Source organism: Mycolicibacterium aurum, from assembly GCF_900637195.1.
GTDB lineage: Bacteria > Actinomycetota > Actinomycetes > Mycobacteriales > Mycobacteriaceae > Mycobacterium > Mycobacterium aurum.
On the sequence record NZ_LR134356.1, the window covers coordinates 619006 to 637104 of the forward strand.

Consider the following 18099-nt stretch of genomic DNA (forward strand, 5'->3'; position numbering starts at 1 on the left):
GCCTGTCAGAGCTTCCGCCCGTCTACGAACACGCTGTGGGCCACCGGCTCGTCGATCCCCGGCGTCGCGGTGCGGTGATATCGACTCATCAGATCCGCAGCACTTGTCGAGCTGACCTCCCAGTGCCGGGTACACAACCAGCAGGACAGGTCGGAATACGCGTCGCCGCGCACTTCCACGGCAATCCGGCTGCCGCGGGCACTGTAGAGCTCGATGCGCTCCAACAGCTGCTCCTGGGTCTCGTCGGTCAGGAACGGGAGCAGACCTTCAGCCGCCCACGCCGTCGGCTCGGTGTGATCAAAGCCGTTCGCCGTCAATGCTTTCGGCCAGTCGTCGCGAAGGTCGACGGGCACCGGTACGTATTTCGCGGCCGCGGACACCCCGGACTCGGCCAGGATCCGCTGTTTGAACTCGAGCACCTCGGGCTGGTCCACCTCGTAGATGACGGTGTCACTGAGCCACGGCAACCGCCACGGGCGCGCGTCGAGCCCGGCGGCGAGGATCACGACCTGCGACACCCCGGACGAACTCGATGTGAGGAAGTAGTCGTCGAACCACTTCGTCCGGGCGGCCGCCGAATCGATGAGCGAGCGCTGATGTTCCGGCGTCGCAGGCAGCTCATGAGGGCCGGCGGCATTGACGAACAGCCGGGCATACGGGTCGGTGAACAAGGGCCGCTCCGAGATCGTTTCCCACGCCCGGGCCATCGCGTCGTTCAGGGCTTGAGGCGCCACGCGGCCGTGGACTGCTCCGGGCTCACCGTCCAGTACCGTCATGACCGCCGGATTCCCGTTCGGCGGGCAATTCATGCATTTCGTCACGGGTCAGCAGATCGTCGCGGATGTTCTGCTCCCGGTAGGCGAGCTGGCCGACGCGGTTGGCGATCACCGGCGCGGTGATGAGCGTGAACAGACCCGTGAGAATCAGCATGCCGACGTCCGGGTGCCCGCGGAGCCGGATCGCCGCGCCGGCCAGCACGAGCAGCAGCCCCAGCACCTGTGGCTTGGTCGCCGCGTGCATGCGGGAGAGCGTGTCCGGGAAGCGCACGACACCGATGGCCGCCGTCAGCGCGAGCGCCGACCCGGCGAGGATCAGCACACTCGCGACGATGTCGGATGCGGTCATGGGTCCTGCCCCTTGTCGACGGGGTCCGCGATGTCGGGCACGCGGAATCGCGCCACGCTGACCGATCCCACGAACGTGATCAAGGCCAGCGCCGTCAGGCTGTAGGTGACGGTGGTGTCGAGGCTGAACGCCGCCCAGGTGCCGATGGCACACATGGTCACAGCGACGAGGGTGTCGAGCGCAACCAGTCGGTCCAAGGTGGTGGGGCCGAGCAGCATGCGGAACATCGTCGCGATGGCCGCTGCCGACAGCATGGCCGCGGCGATCAACCACACCGTGCTCATGAGCTGGCCTCCTTCTCCGGCGTCGGTTTCCAGTCTGCGTCGCGTTCGAATGCCGCCACCAGCAGCTTCTGGAGCTGATCGACCTGTCGGTGGAAAGCGTCGACCGAGCGGTCCGACGCCACGTCGAGGACGTGGACGTAGATCATCCGTCGCGCTTGATCGATCTCGAGCACGATGTTGCCGGGGGTGAGGTTCATGATGTTGACCGCCAGGGCCAGCACCAGATCGGACTTGATGTTCAGGTGCGTGCGCAGCACCGCCGACAACGGCGGGGTGGGCCGCAGTGCCAGCGCGGCCACCTGCACCGAGGACACCAGCAGCCAGTAGGCGACCGTGACCACCAGCCGCAGCAGGGGAATGGGATGGAGCCGGCCTTCCACCGGAACCGGCGGCAGTGGCAGCCACAGCGTGATGATCAACGCAATCGCCAGACCGGACAGGATGTTGGCTGCAGAGACGTTGCCCCACAACAGAACCCATACCAAGATCAACCAGCAGAGCATCCAGGCGCGCAGCAGGTAGGTCCTCATGGCCGCCCCCCGTCCCCGAGCACCGCCACGATGTACTGGCCCCGGTCGACGACTTCGGACGCGGCACGTTCGGTGTAGGCGAAGATCGGACCGGCCAGCACCGTCAACGCGAGGCCGACGGTGATCAGCGCACCCGTCGGCACCAGCATGCCGACCGGCATCCGTCCCACGTCGTCCCGGTCGGCCAGCTCGATGTCCATGGCTTCGTCGGTGTTGTCCACCAGCGCCGAGGGCGCCGACCCCGACAGATGACCCTCCGGTGCGTCCTCGCGCGTCCGCCAGAACGCCTTCGTCCACACCCGGGTCACCACATACAGGGTCAGCAGGCTGGTGATGACGCTGCCGGCGACCAGGAACCAGGCCAATACGGAACCCACCTCTGCGCCCGCCTCAAGGAGCGCCACCTTCCCGATGAAGCCCGAGAACGGAGGTATCCCACCGAGATTGAGCGCGGGCACCACGAACACGAAGGCCAGCAGAGGACTGGCCGCGGCAAGCCCGCCCAGCCGTTCCAGGGTGGACGCGCCCGCCTGACGTTCGATCAGGCCGACCACCAGGAAGAGCGTGGTCTGCACCAGGATGTGGTGCGCCACGTAGTAGATCGCCCCCGACATCCCCAAGTGGCTGGACAGCGCGATGCCGAAGATCATGTAGCCGATATGGCTCACCAGGGTGAAGGACAGCAATCGCTTGATGTCGCTCTGCGCGATCGCGCCGAGGATGCCGATCAGCATCGTCAACAGTCCCGCGACGAGCAGTACCCCGTCCATCTCGCCGCCGGGGAACAGCAGCGAGTGTGCACGGATGATCGCGTAGATGCCGACCTTGGTGAGCAGGCCGGCGAAGACTGCGGTGACGGGCGCGGGGGCGGTGGGATAGGAGTCCGGTAGCCACGCCGACAGCGGGAACACCGCCGCTTTGATCCCGAAGGCGACGAGGAGCACCGCGAACAGTGCAGTACGGGTGCCGGCCGACACGTCGTCCAGACGCACGGCGAGCTCGGCCAGGTTGAGCGTCCCGGTGGACGCATACACGAGTGCGATGCCGAACAGGAAGATCAGCGACGACACCATCGACACCATGACGTAGGTGATGCCTGCCCGCACCCGCTCCTTGCTGCCGCCGATGGTCAACAACACGAAGCTCGCGGTCAGGAGCACCTCGAAACCGACGAACAGGTTGAACAGATCGCCGGCCAGGAACGCCATGCACACCCCGGCCGACAGCACCAGGTACGTGGGCAGGAATATCGACACCGGCTGACGGTCGTCACCGTCGCGAATGCCCTGTCCGATGGCGTAGACGACGACGGCGAGCAGCACGATCGACGACACGATGAGCATCAGGGCGGACAGCCGGTCGACCACCAGGGTGATACCCAGCGGGCCCATGCCCGGCTCGCTCGGCCCCCAACCACCGACCTGGAGCGCGATCGTGCCGTCGCGATCGGCGAGATAGACCAGCGCTGCGGAGACCAGGACGACGACCGAGAGCGCAACCACGGCGATGAATCGCTGGAGCCGGGGCTTGCGCCCGCCGACTAGCGTCATGGCCGCGGCGAGCAGCGGGACGACTACGGGCAACGGAGTCAGCACAGACGCGAGGTGGCCGCCGTTCATCGCGATCCCTCGTACCCGGGGAGCGCATCGAGTTCGTCGGGCAGATCGGTGTCCCGGGAGAAATCGGGGTCGAGGTGGTCTTCGTCCTCCTCGATGGATTCCTTGCCGGACCGCTTGGACACCCTGGTGTCCTCGGGGTCGTTGCTGACTTCCTCGATGGTGTTGAGGCGGTACGAGCGGTAGGTCAACGCCAACACGAACGCCGCGACGCCCATGGTGATCACGATTGCGGTCAGGATCAGCCCCTGCGCCAGCGGGTCCGCGGTGGTCGTGGCGCTGCCACTGGTGCGTCCACGCACCGGCGGATTGCCCGGCGACCCACCGGTCCGCAGGATCAGCAGGTTGATCGCATTGCTGATCAGCAACAGCCCCAGCAACATCCGGATCATGCTCCGCTCGAGCAGCAGATACACGCCGGCCGTGGTGAGTCCGCCGATGAGGATGAGCGGGAACAGGTAGGTGGTCATCGGGATGGCACCGCCGCTCGTTCCTGTTCGCCGATCTCCGTGTCGACGCGCGCTCCCAGGCTGCGTAGCACGTCGAGGACCAGACCCACGACGATGAGGTACACGCCGAGGTCGAAGAACAGGGCGGTGACGAACTTGACCGTGCCCAGCACGGGCACGTCGACCTCGATCAGCGCCGACGACAAGACGGGGGCGCCCACCAGCAGCGAGCCGACCGCCGTGCCTGCCGCGAGGGTGAGGCCGGCGCCGAGGATCTTTCCGGCGTCCAGCGGAAGCGTCTCACCGAGTTCGTAGCGGCCGCCCGCGAGATACCGCAGGACCAGCGCCAGCCCGGCCATCAGGCCGCCGGCGAACCCGCCGCCAGGGGTGTTGTGCCCGGCGAAGAAGAAGTACGCAGACAGCACCATCATCACCGGGAAGATGAGCCGGGTGGCCACTTCGAGCACCAGCGACCGGTGCCTCGGGTCACGCAGCTCGCTGCCTCGCAGCCACGTGATCTCGCCGGCGGCGGGGCTGTTGCGCGCGTACGCGGCGACCTGGCCGATGTCGGGCTGGCCGGCGTCGGCGACGCGCGGTGCCGCCCCGAAGCGGCGGCTGCGGAACACCAGGGATGCCACGCCGGTCGCGGCGACCAGCAGCACCGCCACCTCACCCATGGTGTCCCAGGCTCGGATGTCGACAAGCAGGACGTTGACGGTGTTGGAACCGTGGCCACGCAGGTAGGCGGCCTCAGGCAACAGGTCGGCGATCGGCCGGGTGGTCCGGGCCGCCATCGCGAACGCGGCCAGCGTGGTGACCGTCGCCCCGACGGCCAGCGCGAGCAGGGCGCGGGGAGCCCGGAACCGCTTGATGTCGGCTTCGCCGGTCTCGGCGGGCAGCACTCGAAGCACGAGGACGAAGACGACCAGGGTCAGCGTCTCCACCAGGAACTGGGTCAGCGCCAGATCAGGGGCGCCGTGGAACGCGAAGATCGCGCCGCACCCGTAACCGGTGACACCGACCAGCAGCACGGCCGCCAGACGGTTGCGCATCACCGTCGCGCCGATGGCGGCGGCAAGCATGACCAGCCCGACCACCACCGGCAGCGGGGTGTCCCACAGCACCAGCTGCGGCCGGTCGCGGGCGCCCATCGCCAGGACGGTGAGCGGCACCACCACCAGGGTTGCCAGGATCACCGACTGCGTCGCCGGGATCGATCCGCGCTGGGTGAGCGCGGTCAGCCGCACCGACAGCACATCGGCCGAACGCAGCACCGCGTCGTAGATGCGGTCGGCGTTGGCCAGCGGGAGGAAAGAGAGCCGCCTGCGGCGGAGTCGGCCCCGGCTCACATAGACCGTGATGCCCGCCGCGAGCACTAGGGCAGACAGTGCCAGCGGCAGATTGATGCCGTGCCACAGCGCCAGGTGGTAATCAGCGACGTAGCCCGCGGGGTCGGGCACCGTGGTCGCGTAGTCGCTGAGGATGCTGTCGAGCGCCTTCGGCCACAGCCCGAACAGCAGGCCGGCGAACGCGAGAATGCCCGGCGGGATCAGGAAGGCGGGTTCCGGCCGGTGCATCTCGGCGACCCGGGTACTGGGATGCGGCAGGCCCTTGCGCCCGAACGCCCCGAACAGGAACCGCAGGCTGTAGACGGTGGTCAGCACCGAGCCGGCCACGATGCCCGCGAGGACGAGCGGGGCCGCGGAGTCGAGCGTCGGGCTGTGCAGCACCGTCTCCAGGTCGGCTTCCTTGGCGATGAAACCGAAGAACGGCGGCAACGCGGCCATGCTGGCGGTGGCCGCCGCCGCGATGATCAGCAGCGATCGACTGCCGTCACCCAGCCAGGCGAGCCTGCGGATGTCACGGGTGCCGGTGGTGTGGTCGATGATCCCGACCACCATGAACAGCGCCGCCTTGAACATCGCGTGCGCGAACAGCATCGCCAGACCGGCCAGCATCATCTCGCTGCCGCCGGCACCCACCATGACGGTGATCAGGCCGAGCTGGCTGACGGTGCCGAACGCCAGGATCAGCTTGAGGTCGTATTCGCGGATCGCGCGCCAGCCCGCCAACACCATGGTCAAGAGCCCCAGCGTGATGACCGTGGGCCGCCATTCGGGTGAGTCGGCGAACCCCGGCGTCATCCTCGCGATCAGATAGACACCGGCCTTGACCATGGCCGCCGCGTGCAGGTACGCGCTCACCGGGGTCGGGGCGGCCATCGCGCCCGGCAGCCAGAAGTGCATCGGCACGATCGCCGACTTCGAGAGCGCACCGATGAGGATCAGGACAACCGCCACCGAGACGGCGACCCCGGTGGGCGGGTCGGCGATCAGTTCCGACAGCAGGAAGGTGCCCGCGATGTTGCCGATCACGATGATCCCGACCAGCATCGCCAGGCCGCCGAACGTCGTGACCAGCAGTGCCTGCGTGGCGGCGCGACGGCTCATCGCCCGCTCGGCGTAGTGCCCCACCAACAGGAAGGACAGCACCGTGGTGATCTCCCAGAACACGTAGAGCAACAGCATGTTGTCGCTGGTGATCAAGCCGAACATGGCACCGGAGAACGCGACGAGCTCTGCGGCGAAACTGGGCAGCCGCTTTTCCGAGCGACCGTCGTGATGCCGGAAGTAGGACGCGCAATAGAACAGCACGAGGGCGCCGATGCCCAGGACGAGCAAGCTCATGATCGCCGCGAGCGCGTCGAAGCGCAGCGTGATGTTCATCGACAGCTCGGGCACCCACGGCACGTCGACGGTCTGTGCCTGACCGCGCCCGGGCCAGTTCAGCGCCACCCAGGCCAGCGACCCGAGTGGCACGAGCGCCAGCGGGTAGAACGCCAGCCGTCCCCAGCGGTACACCAACAGCGGCGCCAGCATGGTGGCGACTGCGTGGGCAGCGAGGATGGCGAGCATGGCTCCGTCTCGTCGTGGTTGGCGGCGATTGAGGTAGTCGCGCTTCGGACATCACAGGAACAACAGAAGGTGTCAGCCGGACTGACTCTGGAGTGACCCCAGTCTACGGGGGACTGTCTCAGCGGTTGTGCCGTGGCGGCGCGGCCCCGGAAACCATGGCCCGGATGCGGTCCTCGACGCTCGACGCCGAGACGAAGAGCATCTCGTCGCCCGCGTGCAGCACCTCGTCGGGTCCGGGAATGATCAGGTGCTTGCCCCGCAGGAGCGTGACCAGCGCGCTGTCGTCGGGCATCGGGAGATCGCTCACCTTCCGCCGGACCAGCGGGCTGTCGTCGGGGAGGGTCACTTTGGCGACGGTCGTCGCGCGCTGTCCGAGGTCGCCGCGGGAGTCCTTGCCGAGTGCCATCAGGCGGATCAGGTGGCCGACGTCGATTGCGCCCTCGACGGCGGCGACGATGGCCAGTGGCGTCGACACCGCCACGTCGATGCCCCACGCCTCGGTGAACAGCCACTCGTTCCGGGCGTCGTTGATGCGGGCGACCACTCGTCCGATGCCGAACTCGGACTTCGCCAGCAGAGCCATCGCGAGATTGGCCTTGTCGTCCCCGGTGGCGGCGATCGCCACGTCGCAGATCTGCATCTCGGCCTCTTCGAGGGAGGACACTTCGCAGGCGTCGGCGAGAAACCATTCGGCACCGGGAACCGTCGCGGGTTCGTAGCGCGCGAACTCCTTCTCGATGAGGAGAACCTTGTGGCCGTACTCGACCAACTCTTGGGCGACCGATCGGCCGACTGCTCCGGCACCCGCGATCGCGATCCGCATGGACTCTCCTTCGTCGGCGCGCCCCCGAGAGGCCTGTGCTGATTTACTGTCACCGACACACCGCAGCGAGGTCAGAGAGGTCCCGGTGACCCTGCACCAGCTCTATGTGGCGCTGTTCATCGGGGGCCTGGTGCTGCTGGCGAGCATCGCCGCAACGAGGCTGGCCACTGGAATCGGTCTGCCCAGCCTATTGCTGTTCCTCGGCGTCGGCGTACTTGTCGGCGAGGACGGTCTGGGACTGCAGTTCGACAATGCGCAGTTGGCGCAGGATCTGGGAACGGCGGCGCTGGCGATCATCCTGGTCGAGGGCGGGCTGACGACGCGGTTCAACGACATCCGCAAGGTGCTGGCACCCGCCGGCGTGCTCGCGACCGTGGGCGTGGCGGTGAGCACGCTCGTCACCGCATCCGCGGTGCACTGGCTGTTGGGGATGGACTGGCAACTGGCGCTGCTGCTCGGCGCCGTGGTCTCCAGCACCGACGCCGCCGCGGTGTTCTCCGTGATCCGGGTGGTGCCGCTGCCCCGACGGCTGAGCGGTCTGCTGGAGGCGGAGTCGGGCTTCAACGACGCGCCGGCGGTCATCCTCGTGCTGCTGTTCAGTGCGATGCCGCTCGTCCTCGATCCGGCCGATATGGCGCTGACCCTGTTGTACGAGTTGGGGATCGGCACAGTCATCGGCCTCGGCGTCGGTTTCCTCGGCGCGATGACATTACGGCGGATGGCGTTGCCCGCCGCGGGGCTCTACCCGTTGGCAACGTTCGGCCTGGGCATGGTCGCGTTCGCGGCCGCGGGCACGGCGCATGCCAGCGGCTTCCTCGCCGCCTACTTGGCCGGGGTGGTGCTGGCCAACTCGGGCCTGCCGCACCGCTCGGCGACCCGCTCCTTCGCCGAGGGGTGCGGCTGGCTGGCGCAGATCGGCGTGTTCGTGATCCTGGGACTGCTGGTGTCGCCCGACGAGCTTCTCGATGAGGTGGTGCCGGCCGTGGTGACGGGCCTGGTGCTGCTGTTGCTCGCACGTCCTCTTTCGGTCGCACTGTCGCTCATCGGTTTTCGGGTGCCCTGGCGCGAGAAGGTGTTCCTGTCGTGGGCCGGGCTGCGCGGCGCGGTGCCGATCGTGCTGTGCACGTATCCGATCGTGGCGGGAGTCCCGGACAGCTGGCGGCTGCTCAACATCGTGTTCATCCTGGTGGTGCTCTACACCGTGATCCAGGGGCCGAGTCTGCGATTGGTGGCAGAGCGGCTGCAGCTCATCCCCCGCGACACCACCCGCGAGATCCAGGTCGACGCAGCGCCGTTGGACGTGCTGGGTGCCGAGCTGCTGACCATGACGGTGCTGCCGGGTTCGCGGCTGCAGAACGTGACGGTGCTGGAGCTGCGGCTGCCCGATCCGAGCGTCATCACGCTGATCATCCGGGCGGGTCGGTCCTTCGTGCCGCAGCCGATGACCCGGCTGCACATCGGCGACGAACTGCTGATCGTGACGACGACGGTGACCAGGGAGCTGGCCGAGCGGCGCCTGCGCGCGGTCAGTAGACGCGGCAAGCTCGCGTACTGGTTCGACGAGTACGGCGACCCGGCCTAGCGGTGCCGAATGCACGGTCTCTGACGAAAAATGTCGAAAAACACGTCAAAAAGCGTACTTTCGCGGCCGAGGTGGGCCTAGCGGGGACGCATCCCGGGGCAGGCGGGGAACCCGAGCCTGATCGGCAGTGCATGGCCGAGGACGCCGATGCCCGCGCCGAGGATCGGCCAGACCGGCCAGAAGTACCAGGAGCCGGCCGCCAGACCGACGGCGAGCCAGACGGTGAGGACGATCACGACCATCACCACGTAGGCCGCCAGATGCAGGTGGATGCCGCGCCGGGCTGCGGCGACCTTCGCCGCCCTGCGCCGGGGATCGTTGCGGCGCAGCTCGGCGACCGGCAGATCCGCGGTGAGCTGCCGCAGGTCAGGGGTGGTGCTGGCGTCGTAGACGGCCTGCAGACGAGCCTCGTACTCAGGCATGTCGAGGTAGCCCTGCGCCAACGCCTGACCGAGCAGGTCGGCTGTCGTCTCGCGTTCCCGGTCACCGGCTCGCAGCATTGGAGCGGTCATGATTCCTCCAAATCTTGACAATGACTAGTTGTGACGATGCCACCGCAACTAGTCAGTGTCAAGATGTGCGTCGAAGGCTCCCGGGCCGGATAGGGCTAGCGGGACTCCGCGAACGCCCGCAACGACTCGACCTGGACGGGGTCGAGTGACGGACGTACTGCCTCGCGGGCCCTGGCCACGTCCTCCGCGGTGACGTCGGCGGCGTCGATCGAGCGCCGCATCGCCGTCAGCGCGGCCTCGCGAAGCAGCGCCACACAGTCGGCGGCGCTGTAGCCGTCCAGGTCGGCAGCCAGGGACTCCAGGTCGACATCGTCGGCGAGCGGCACGGATTTGCCTGCCGTGCGCAGGATCTGGGTGCGCGCCTCGGCGTCGGGCGGCTCCACGAACACGAGCTTCTCCAGCCGGCCCGGCCGAAGCAGCGCCGGGTCGATCAGGTCGGGACGGTTGGTCGCGCCCAGCACCACGACGTCGCGCAGCGGGTCGATGCCGTCGAGTTCGGTCAGCATCGCCGCCACCACGCGGTCGGTGACCCCGGAGTCGAAACTCTGCCCGCGCCGCGGCGCCAACGCGTCGATCTCGTCGAGGAACACCAGCGACGGGGCCGAGTCGCGGGCGCGCTGGAACAGTTCACGCACCGCCTTCTCCGACGAGCCCACCCACTTGTCCATCAGCTCAGCGCCTTTGACCGCGTGCACGCTGAGCCGGCCGGAGCTGGCCAGCGCGCGAACCACGAACGTCTTCCCGCATCCGGGCGGGCCGTACAGCAGCACGCCGCGTGGCGGCTCGACCCCGAGTCGCTGGAACGTCTCCGGGTGCTGCAGCGGCCACAGCACCGCCTCGGTGAGTGCCTGTTTGGTCTCGGCCATGTCGCCGACGTCCTCAAGAGTCACCGACCCGACGGACACCTCTTCGGTGGCCGATCGCGACAGCGGCCGGATCACGCCGAGGGCGCCGACCAGATCCTCCTGCTGCAATGCCGGGGTCTCACCGTTCTCGCTGGCCCTGGCGGCCGCGCGCAGCGCGGCCTCGCGCACCAACGCTGCAAGATCGGAGACCACGAATCCCGGTGTGCGCTCGGCAATCTCGCTGAGCTCGAGTTCGCCGGCCGGCACGTCGCGCAGCAGTACCTCGAGTAGCTGTCTGCGCACCGCACCGTCGGGCAGGGTCAGGCCCAGCTCGCGATCACACAGGTCGGGCGCCCGCAGCCGCGGGTCGAGGTTGTCGGGCACTGCCGAGGTCGCGACGAACGCGACGCCCTTGGTGGCGACCGCCGAACGCAGCTCGGACAGGATCAGGGTGGCCACCGGATCGGCGGGCACCGGTAGGAGCGCGTCGGCGTCGGAGACCAGCAGGACGCCACCCCCGTCGCGGACCGTCGACACCGCGGCGGCCACGCTGGACAACCGGTCCTCGGCGCGCAGCGAACCGACTTCCGGTCCGTCGAGCTCGACCAGCCGCCGGCCCGCGCACACCGTGCGAACCATGGTGGCCTTGCCGACACCGGCCGGTCCCGACACCAGTACGCCCAGATTCGCCGTCGCCCCCAGCTTTTCGAGGAGCTCCGGCTGGTCGAGGGCGAGCTTGAGCCACTCGCCGAGCCGGCTCGCCTGTGTGTGGGCGCCCTTCAGGTCATCGAAACTGATGGCCGGTTCGTGCGGCTCCTCGGCCACCACGTGCCGGCCGGTGCTGTCCGGGGGAGCGGGCTGTGAGCTACCCGGGCCTGACGCGGCACCCCAGCACACCAGCGAATTGGGTTGCACGCTCACGGGTCCTGCCGGGTCGACGGCTGTCACGGTCAGCAGTTCCGAGGTCCAGGTGATGCCCACCGAGGCGGTCAGCGCGGCGCTGGCCGCCGACGTCGACGTCCCGGGTCCGAGATCGCGGGGCAGCAGCGACACGGTGTCGCCGACCGTCATCACCTTGCCGAGCAGAGCCTGACGCAGTGTCGCGGCCGTGATCGACTGCGTCGCCAGATTCGAGCCGCTGACCGTGACGGCGCGGGCGCCGTACACCGTGGCGGGAGCGACCAGCACCGAGGTGTCCTCGCGCAGGCCCGCGTTCGACAGCGTGACGTCGTCGAGCAGCGCGGTGCCCGTCGGGGTCCCGGCCGGCGCGATCCCCACCACGGCGGCCGTGGTGCGGGCGCCGGTCAGCGACACCGCATCCCACTCCCGCACGCCCAGCGCGGCGATCGCCTCCGGATGCAGCCTCACCACGCCCCGGCGGGAGTCCAGCGCCGAGGTGTTCAACCGGGCGGTCAGGGTCAGGTGCGCGCGTGGCCGATCCGCGGCGATCTCGTCGAGTTCGGACACGTCACCCTCTCGGCGGCCTGCGCAGGCCGAGGCGCTGCATCGAGCGGCGGTGCGGCTGCGTGCGGCGAATGGCCCGCCGCGCCGCCCGCTGCTGACGCGGCTTGTCGTCCCACACCTCCGGGTGTGCCGCGAGGAAGCGCCGGGTGCGGAATGCGAACGGGATGTGCAGGAAGTACGCGACGATGATCGCCAGGATCACGAGGTAGCCGTACAGGATCGAGGCCGCCACACCGATCGCGAGTAGGGCCAGCAGCGGGGCCACCATGTTCGGCGGCACCGAGAACGTGTGGACCTTGCGCATCGGCAGGGTGCTGACCACCAGGAGGGACACCGCGATCATCCAGATCACCACGGCGGTCTCCGAGGTCCACCAGCCGTCGCCGAACTGCAGCTTGACGGCCAGCGGGCCGATGGCGCCGATCGCCCCGGCGGGGGCGGGCAGGCCGGTGAAGTACTTCTTCTCGTAATCGGGCTGATCCACGCTGAGCATCGCGTTGTAGCGGGCCAGCCGCAGCACGATGCACACGGCGTAGAGCAGTACGACGATCCAGCCGATGCGCGAGGTCGACAGCAGCGTGCCGTACACGATGAAGGCCGGCGCCACACCGAAGTTCACCGCGTCGGCCAGCGAGTCGATCTCCTCGCCCATCTTCGAGGTGGCGTTGAGTGCGCGCGCCAGCCTGCCGTCGAGGGCGTCGAGAATTGCCGCGATGGCCAGGAACGCCATCGCCTCGGTGGGCCGGCCGTCGAGCGCGAACTTCACCGCGCTCAAGCCCAGACAGATCGCCGCGACGGTCATGGCGCTGGGCAGGATGCGCACGCTCACGACAGGTGCCTTGATGCGGCGCTTACGGGGCTGGATCATGGCAACTCGGCCAGCACGGTCTCGCCGGCCAGGGCTCGCTGCCCGACCTCGACCAGGATGGTGGACCCTGCGGGCAGGTAGGTGTCCAGGCGTGAGCCGTAGCGGATCAGCCCGTAGGTGTCACCGAGGCCGATCTTGTCGCCGGCCGCGACGTTGCAGACGATGCGGCGGGCGAGCAGGCCCGCGATCTGCACGGCGATGACCTCGGCGCCGTCTGGGTTGCGGATGACGACGCTGTTGCGCTCGTTGTCCGCGCTGGCTGCGGCCAGCTCGGCAGAGACGAACAGGCCGGGCCGGTGCTTGACGGCCACCACCTCGCCACCGATCGGGGCGCGCTGCACGTGCGCGTCCAGCAGGGAGAGGAAGATGCTGATCCGCGGCAAAGGCACTGCGGGAAGCCCGAGTTCGGCCGGCGGGATCTCGTGCTCGATCAGGCAGATGAGTCCGTCTGCCGGGGCGACGACGACGCCGGGCCGGCTCGGTGGCTTGCGTGGCGGGTGGCGGAAGAAGGCGGCGTTGGCGGCCGCGGAGGCGAGTCCGGCGCGGCGCAACCACCGGTTGCTTCGTCCCGCGAAGGCGACCGCGAGGCTGACGCCGACGAACGGCAGACCTTCCGGATGCATCGGGGGAACGGACGAGCGGACCAAAGCCGCCAGCCGCGCTGGTCCTGTCTTGAGGTCGGGGCGTCTGGCCATCGTGCGGGCGAGTCTACCGACGAGCGCTTGCGCGAGGAGCATCCAGCACCGACGAGCGCTTGCGCGAGGAGCATCCAGCCGCTGCGTGACCCCTACCGCAGGTCCCAGACCTGAACGCGTGAGCCCGCGGCCACCTCGGCGACGTCCTCGTCGAGCTCAAGCAGGCAGTTCGCCGACGCGAGCCACCGCAGGTGGTGCGAGGCCGGGGGCCCGTATCCGCTGACGGTGTCGGTCACCGGGTCGAACACCCCGCGGCGGAACTGCCGCTTGCCGCGGGGCGAGGTGAGGTCCTCGGTGAGCATCGCGGTGCGGCGGGGCCGCTCGGTGTCCGTCAGCCCCATGGCGACGCGCAGCGCCGGACGGACGAACACCTCGAAGGACACCAGCGCGCTGACCGGGTTCCCCGGCAACGTGACGATCGGGGTGCCGTCGTCGAGGACGCCGGAGCCCTGCGGCATCCCGGGCTGCATTGCGACCTTGACGAACTCGACGGTGCCGCTCAGCGCGTCCTTGACCACCTCGTAGGCGCCCGCGCTGACCCCGCCGGTCGTGATGACCAGGTCGGCGCCGGCCGCCGTGTGCTGACGCAGGGTTTCGCGAAACGCGTCAACGTCGTCGGTGGTCATCGGCGCCACCGCCGCCTCGGCGCCGGCGTCGCGGACGGCCGCGGCGAGCATCACCGCGTTCGATTCGTAGATCTGACCCGGCTGCAGCGGTATGCCGGGGGCCACCAACTCGGTGCCCGTCGACAGCACGAGCACCCGCAGGCGCGGGATCACCGGCAGCTCGCCGAGTCCCAGCGCAGCAGCCAGTCCCAGCGCGGCGGGGGTGAGGAGTTGGCCGGCCCGCAGCACCGTGGTTCCCGCGGTGACGTCCTCGCCGGCGCGCCGGATGTGCTGCCCCTCCTTCTTACCCTCCCGGATCGTGACGGTGTCGACGGCGCCGTCGGTGGCCTCGACCGGGACCACCGTGGTCGCGCCCATCGGCAGCGGCGCGCCGGTCATGATGCGGTGCGCCGTGCCGGGGGCGAGCGTCGGGATGTCGGTGCGGCCCGCCGGGATGTCCTCGGCGACGGGCAACCGCACCGGGGTGGCGTCGGAGGCGCCCGCGATGTCGCCGACGTGCACGGCGTACCCGTCCATCGCGGAGTTGTCGAAGTTGGGCAGCGACAGCGGCGCAACCACATCCTCGGCGAGAACCAGGCCGAGTGCGTCGGGTGTCGGCACGTTCTCGGCCGGGCGCGGCGTGATCCGGGCGGCGACGATGCGCCGGTGTTCGTCGACGGTGCGCATCAGAGGGGGTAGCTCACGCCGGTCAGCTCCTCGGAGACGGTCCACAGCCGCTTCTGCACCGCCACGTCGTGGGACTTCGCGTTCGACTCGACCAGGACGGGGTGGCCGACGGCCTCCTGGAACCCCGAGGGTCCGTAGTACTGGCCGCCCTGCACGGCGGGATCGGTGGCTGCCCGCAGCGTGGGCAGCGCGCCGACCGCGGGGCTGTTGGTCACCAGCCCGGCCAGCTTCATGACGCCCGGAATGCTGGTGCCGGGGACGTGGCGCATCAACTCGGTGTTGGAGATGCCGGGGTGGGCGGCCACCGCGATCGTCGACGCGCCGGCAGCCCCGAGTCTGCGCTGCAGCTCGTAGGTGAACATGAGGTTGGCCAGCTTCGACTGCCCGTAGGCGGCGACGCGGTTGTACTTGCGCTCCCACTGCAGGTCGTCGAAGTGGATGTCGGCCAGCTGCCGGTGAGCCAGGCTGGCCACCGTCACCACGCGCGAACCGGGGACGTCGAGCAGGTTGTGCAGCAGGAGGCCGGTGAGGGCGAAGTGGCCGAGGTGGTTGGTGCCGAACTGCAACTCGAAGCCGTCGGCGGTGGTCTGCTTGGGCGGATACATCACGCCGGCGTTGTTGATCAGCAAGTCGATCCGGGGGAGGGCGGCCCCCAGGTCCTCGGCGGCGGCGCGGACGCTCGCCAGCGAGGACAGGTCGAGCTCCTGCACGGTGACGTCGGCGCCGGGGTGGACCCGCTTGAGCGCGGCCACCGCGGCCGCGCCCTTGTCCAGGTTGCGCACCGCGACCACGACTTTGGCGCCCTTACCGGCGAGCACCAGTGCCGCCTCGTATCCGATGCCGGTGTTGGCGCCGGTGACGATGGCCACCCGGCCGGACTGGTCGGGCACGTCGGCCGCGGTCCATTTGGTCATGGGACTCAACTTACGGATGCGATGGAACGTCCCGCGACCCTGCCGGTGAACAGGCACCCGCCGACGAACGTCCCCTCCAGCGAGCGCCGGCCGTGGATCCCGCCGCCGCCGAAGCCTGACACCTCGCCCGCGGCGAACAGCCCGGGCAGCGGATCGCCGCCGGGCTGTAGCACGCGCCCGGCCGTGTCGGTCTGCAGTCCACCCAGCGTCTTGCGGGTGGTGATGTGCAGCTTGACCGCGATCAGCGGCCCGGCTGCGGGGTCAAGGATCGGCCCCGGTCTGGCGATGCGGGTCCGGTCGGGCAGGTAGCGCCTGGCGTTGCGGATCGCGGCGAACTGCAGGTCCTTGCTGTAGCGGTTGACCGACTGGGCGTCGCGGGCGCGGAGTTCGCGCTCGAGCACGTGCACGTCGATGGGCGTCACACCCGGCACGTCGTTCATGCCTCGGACCAGTTCGGCAATGGAATGCCCGGTCACGAAATCCTCACCGCGGTCCAGGAAGTCCTGCATGTGCGGCGAGATCGTCGGCTTCAGCGTGCCCCTGACCAGTTGCCAGATGTGCTTGCCGGTGAGCGCAGGGTTCTGCTCCTGCCCGGACATCCCGAACTCCTTGCGGAAGATCTCCCGGTTCATGACCAGCCAGGAGTACGAGTGGCCCGAGGCCATCACATGGCGGACCGCGCCGACGGTGTCGAAGTTCGGATACAGCGGCGGCGGGAACCGTGTGCCCGTCGCGTCCAGCCACAGTGCGGACGGACCGGCGGTGACGTGGATGCCGTGGTTGGGCCAGATGGGCTCGATGTTCGTGACGCCGTCGGGGTAGAACCACAGCCGGTCCTCGTTGGTGATGTGGGCGCCGGCCCGCTTGGCTACGGCCAGCATCCTGCCGTCCACGTAGGCCGGGTTGCCACACAGCAATTCGTCGGGGTAGCGGCCGAAGCTGCGCGTGAACAGATCGCGCACCAGGCTGGGGCTGCCGCCCACCCCTCCGGTGGCCAACAGCACTGCGGGGGCGTGCAGGCTGAAGTCGCCGGCTTCGGCGCCGGTGGACGGTGCGCCGCGGCGGTGGGTCGACGGCTCCAACGTCGCGCCGCGAACCCCGGTGACCACGCCGCCGTCGACGATGAGTTCGTCGACCCGGTGCCACGGCAGCCGCGTCACCGCGCCCTGGGCGACGGCGGCCTGCACCCGGCGCGCGAACACCTCGACAAGGCCGGGCCCGGTGCCCCACGTGACATGGAACCGGGGGACGCTGTTGCCGGATCCGAGCGCACCGTGGCCGCCGCGCTCCGGCCACACCGGGATCGGGTAGGGCCGCCACCCCAGGCCGCGCAGCCACCGCTTTTCTCGCCGCACGCGAATTCCACGTAGCGCGATGCCCATTCCCGCGCCCAGTGGTCGTCGGGGCCGTCAGAGAACTGCGCCGAACCCCACCAGTCCTGCATCGCCAGCTCGCGGGAGTCCTTGATGCCCAGCCGGCGCTGCTCGGGGGTGTCGACCATGAACAAGCCGCCGTAGGACCAGTACGCCTGGCCGCCGAAATCGGCGGGACCCTGCTGATCCACCAGCAGGACCGACCTGCCCGCGGCGGCGATCTCGCACGTCGCGACCAGCCCGGCCAACCCGTGGCCCACGACGATCACGTCGGCCGACTTCTGCGTCATCGCGGCCTGACGTTAGTCGCCCGATAGCCTTGCGGGGTGCACCTGGTTGAACCGGCGCACCCGCCGAGCCGGAAAGCGCCACTGGTCTGGGCTATCGGGTCAGCCATCCCGTGGGTCGTCGCGGTCGTGGCGCAGGTCGTGTGGTTCGTGCTCGACGGCCGCGCTCCCTGGCTGCATCTGCTGCTCGCCGGCGCCACCGCGGTCGCAATCGTGGTGTCGGTGGTCGTCGCCCCGCTGTGGCGATACCGGGTGCACCGCTGGGACATGGACGCAACCGCGGTGTACACCCGGACGGGTTGGCTGGTGCAGGAGCGCCGGATCGCGCCCATCTCCCGGGTGCAGACCGTCGACACCTACCGCGGCCCGCTGGATCGGCTGTTCGGGTTGGCGAACGTGACGGTGACGACGGCGTCGTCGGCCGGTGCCGTGCGCATCGTCGCCCTCGACGTGGACGTCGCCGACCGGGTGGTGGCGCAGCTGACCGACATCGCGGCGCTGGGGGCCGGGGACGCCACGTGACCG

General features: G+C 69.3%; 16 protein-coding genes and 1 pseudogene. 2 read left to right on the forward strand and 15 right to left on the reverse strand.

The window, feature by feature from the left end:
• Positions 1-5: 5 nt before the first annotated feature.
• The 8 genes from EL337_RS02925 to EL337_RS02960 all read right to left on the reverse strand — a co-directional run bounded on the left by EL337_RS02925 (position 6) and on the right by EL337_RS02960 (position 7742).
• Positions 6-776 carry an SAM-dependent methyltransferase gene (locus EL337_RS02925; RefSeq protein ID WP_048633119.1) on the reverse strand — a complete coding sequence of 257 codons (771 nt, stop codon included), beginning with the start codon at positions 774-776 and terminating at the stop codon, positions 6-8.
• Positions 757-1125, reverse strand: a complete 369-nt coding sequence (gene mnhG / locus EL337_RS02930; protein WP_048633120.1) for a monovalent cation/H(+) antiporter subunit G — start codon at positions 1123-1125, stop codon at positions 757-759. Before mnhG ends, EL337_RS02925 begins: the two co-directional genes overlap by 20 nt.
• Positions 1122-1409, reverse strand: a complete 288-nt coding sequence (locus EL337_RS02935; RefSeq protein ID WP_048633121.1) for a monovalent cation/H+ antiporter complex subunit F — start codon at positions 1407-1409, stop codon at positions 1122-1124. The genes mnhG and EL337_RS02935 overlap by 4 nt, the downstream gene beginning before the upstream one ends.
• Positions 1406-1939 (reverse strand): Na+/H+ antiporter subunit E, encoded by a 534-nt coding sequence (locus EL337_RS02940; protein ID WP_048633122.1) that lies wholly within the window; start codon positions 1937-1939, stop codon positions 1406-1408. Before EL337_RS02940 ends, EL337_RS02935 begins: the two co-directional genes overlap by 4 nt.
• Positions 1936-3558: a Na+/H+ antiporter subunit D gene (locus EL337_RS02945; protein ID WP_048633123.1), complete on the reverse strand. Its 1623-nt coding sequence runs from the start codon at positions 3556-3558 to the stop codon at positions 1936-1938. The genes EL337_RS02940 and EL337_RS02945 overlap by 4 nt, the downstream gene beginning before the upstream one ends.
• On the reverse strand, positions 3555-4025 hold the full coding sequence (locus EL337_RS02950; protein ID WP_048633124.1) for a Na(+)/H(+) antiporter subunit C: 471 nt from the start codon (positions 4023-4025) through the stop codon (positions 3555-3557). The genes EL337_RS02945 and EL337_RS02950 overlap by 4 nt, the downstream gene beginning before the upstream one ends.
• Positions 4022-6919 (reverse strand): Na+/H+ antiporter subunit A, encoded by a 2898-nt coding sequence (locus EL337_RS02955; protein ID WP_048633125.1) that lies wholly within the window; start codon positions 6917-6919, stop codon positions 4022-4024. The genes EL337_RS02950 and EL337_RS02955 overlap by 4 nt, the downstream gene beginning before the upstream one ends.
• Before the next feature lie 118 nt (positions 6920-7037).
• The gene (locus tag EL337_RS02960; protein ID WP_048633126.1) at positions 7038-7742 is read right to left on the reverse strand and encodes a potassium channel family protein; all 705 of its coding nucleotides are present in this window, start codon (positions 7740-7742) and stop codon (positions 7038-7040) included.
• Between the two features lie 85 nt (positions 7743-7827).
• Here EL337_RS02960 and EL337_RS02965 point away from each other — a divergent pair, with 85 nt between their 5' ends.
• Positions 7828-9324: a potassium/proton antiporter gene (locus EL337_RS02965; protein WP_048633127.1), complete on the forward strand. Its 1497-nt coding sequence runs from the start codon at positions 7828-7830 to the stop codon at positions 9322-9324.
• Between the two features lie 77 nt (positions 9325-9401).
• Here the strand turns inward: EL337_RS02965 and EL337_RS02970 are convergent, their stop codons facing one another.
• The 7 genes and pseudogenes from EL337_RS02970 to EL337_RS03000 all read right to left on the reverse strand — a co-directional run bounded on the left by EL337_RS02970 (position 9402) and on the right by EL337_RS03000 (position 17577).
• Complete coding sequence (locus EL337_RS02970) at positions 9402-9836, reverse strand: DUF1707 domain-containing protein (protein WP_048633128.1); 435 nt, start codon at positions 9834-9836, stop codon at positions 9402-9404.
• A gap of 95 nt (positions 9837-9931) precedes the next feature.
• Positions 9932-12148 carry an AAA family ATPase gene (locus tag EL337_RS02975; protein ID WP_048633129.1) on the reverse strand — a complete coding sequence of 739 codons (2217 nt, stop codon included), beginning with the start codon at positions 12146-12148 and terminating at the stop codon, positions 9932-9934.
• Between the two features lies 1 nt (position 12149).
• Positions 12150-13013 carry a CDP-diacylglycerol--serine O-phosphatidyltransferase gene (gene pssA / locus EL337_RS02980; protein ID WP_048633130.1) on the reverse strand — a complete coding sequence of 288 codons (864 nt, stop codon included), beginning with the start codon at positions 13011-13013 and terminating at the stop codon, positions 12150-12152.
• Positions 13010-13708 carry a phosphatidylserine decarboxylase gene (locus tag EL337_RS02985; RefSeq protein WP_048633173.1) on the reverse strand — a complete coding sequence of 233 codons (699 nt, stop codon included), beginning with the start codon at positions 13706-13708 and terminating at the stop codon, positions 13010-13012. The genes pssA and EL337_RS02985 overlap by 4 nt, the downstream gene beginning before the upstream one ends.
• A 92-nt stretch (positions 13709-13800) precedes the next feature.
• Entirely contained in the window at positions 13801-15000 is a 1200-nt protein-coding gene (moeA, locus tag EL337_RS02990; protein WP_048633131.1) for a molybdopterin molybdotransferase MoeA, read from the reverse strand.
• The gene (locus EL337_RS02995; RefSeq protein ID WP_083443117.1) at positions 15000-15914 is read right to left on the reverse strand and encodes an SDR family NAD(P)-dependent oxidoreductase; all 915 of its coding nucleotides are present in this window, start codon (positions 15912-15914) and stop codon (positions 15000-15002) included. The genes moeA and EL337_RS02995 overlap by 1 nt, the downstream gene beginning before the upstream one ends.
• 5 nt (positions 15915-15919) lie before the next feature.
• Positions 15920-17577 (reverse strand): annotated as a pseudogene (locus EL337_RS03000) (FAD-binding dehydrogenase).
• A gap of 36 nt (positions 17578-17613) precedes the next feature.
• Between EL337_RS03000 and EL337_RS03005 the strand changes: the two are divergent.
• On the forward strand, positions 17614-18096 hold the full coding sequence (locus EL337_RS03005) for a PH domain-containing protein (RefSeq protein ID WP_048633133.1): 483 nt from the start codon (positions 17614-17616) through the stop codon (positions 18094-18096).
• Positions 18097-18099 lie beyond the last annotated feature (3 nt).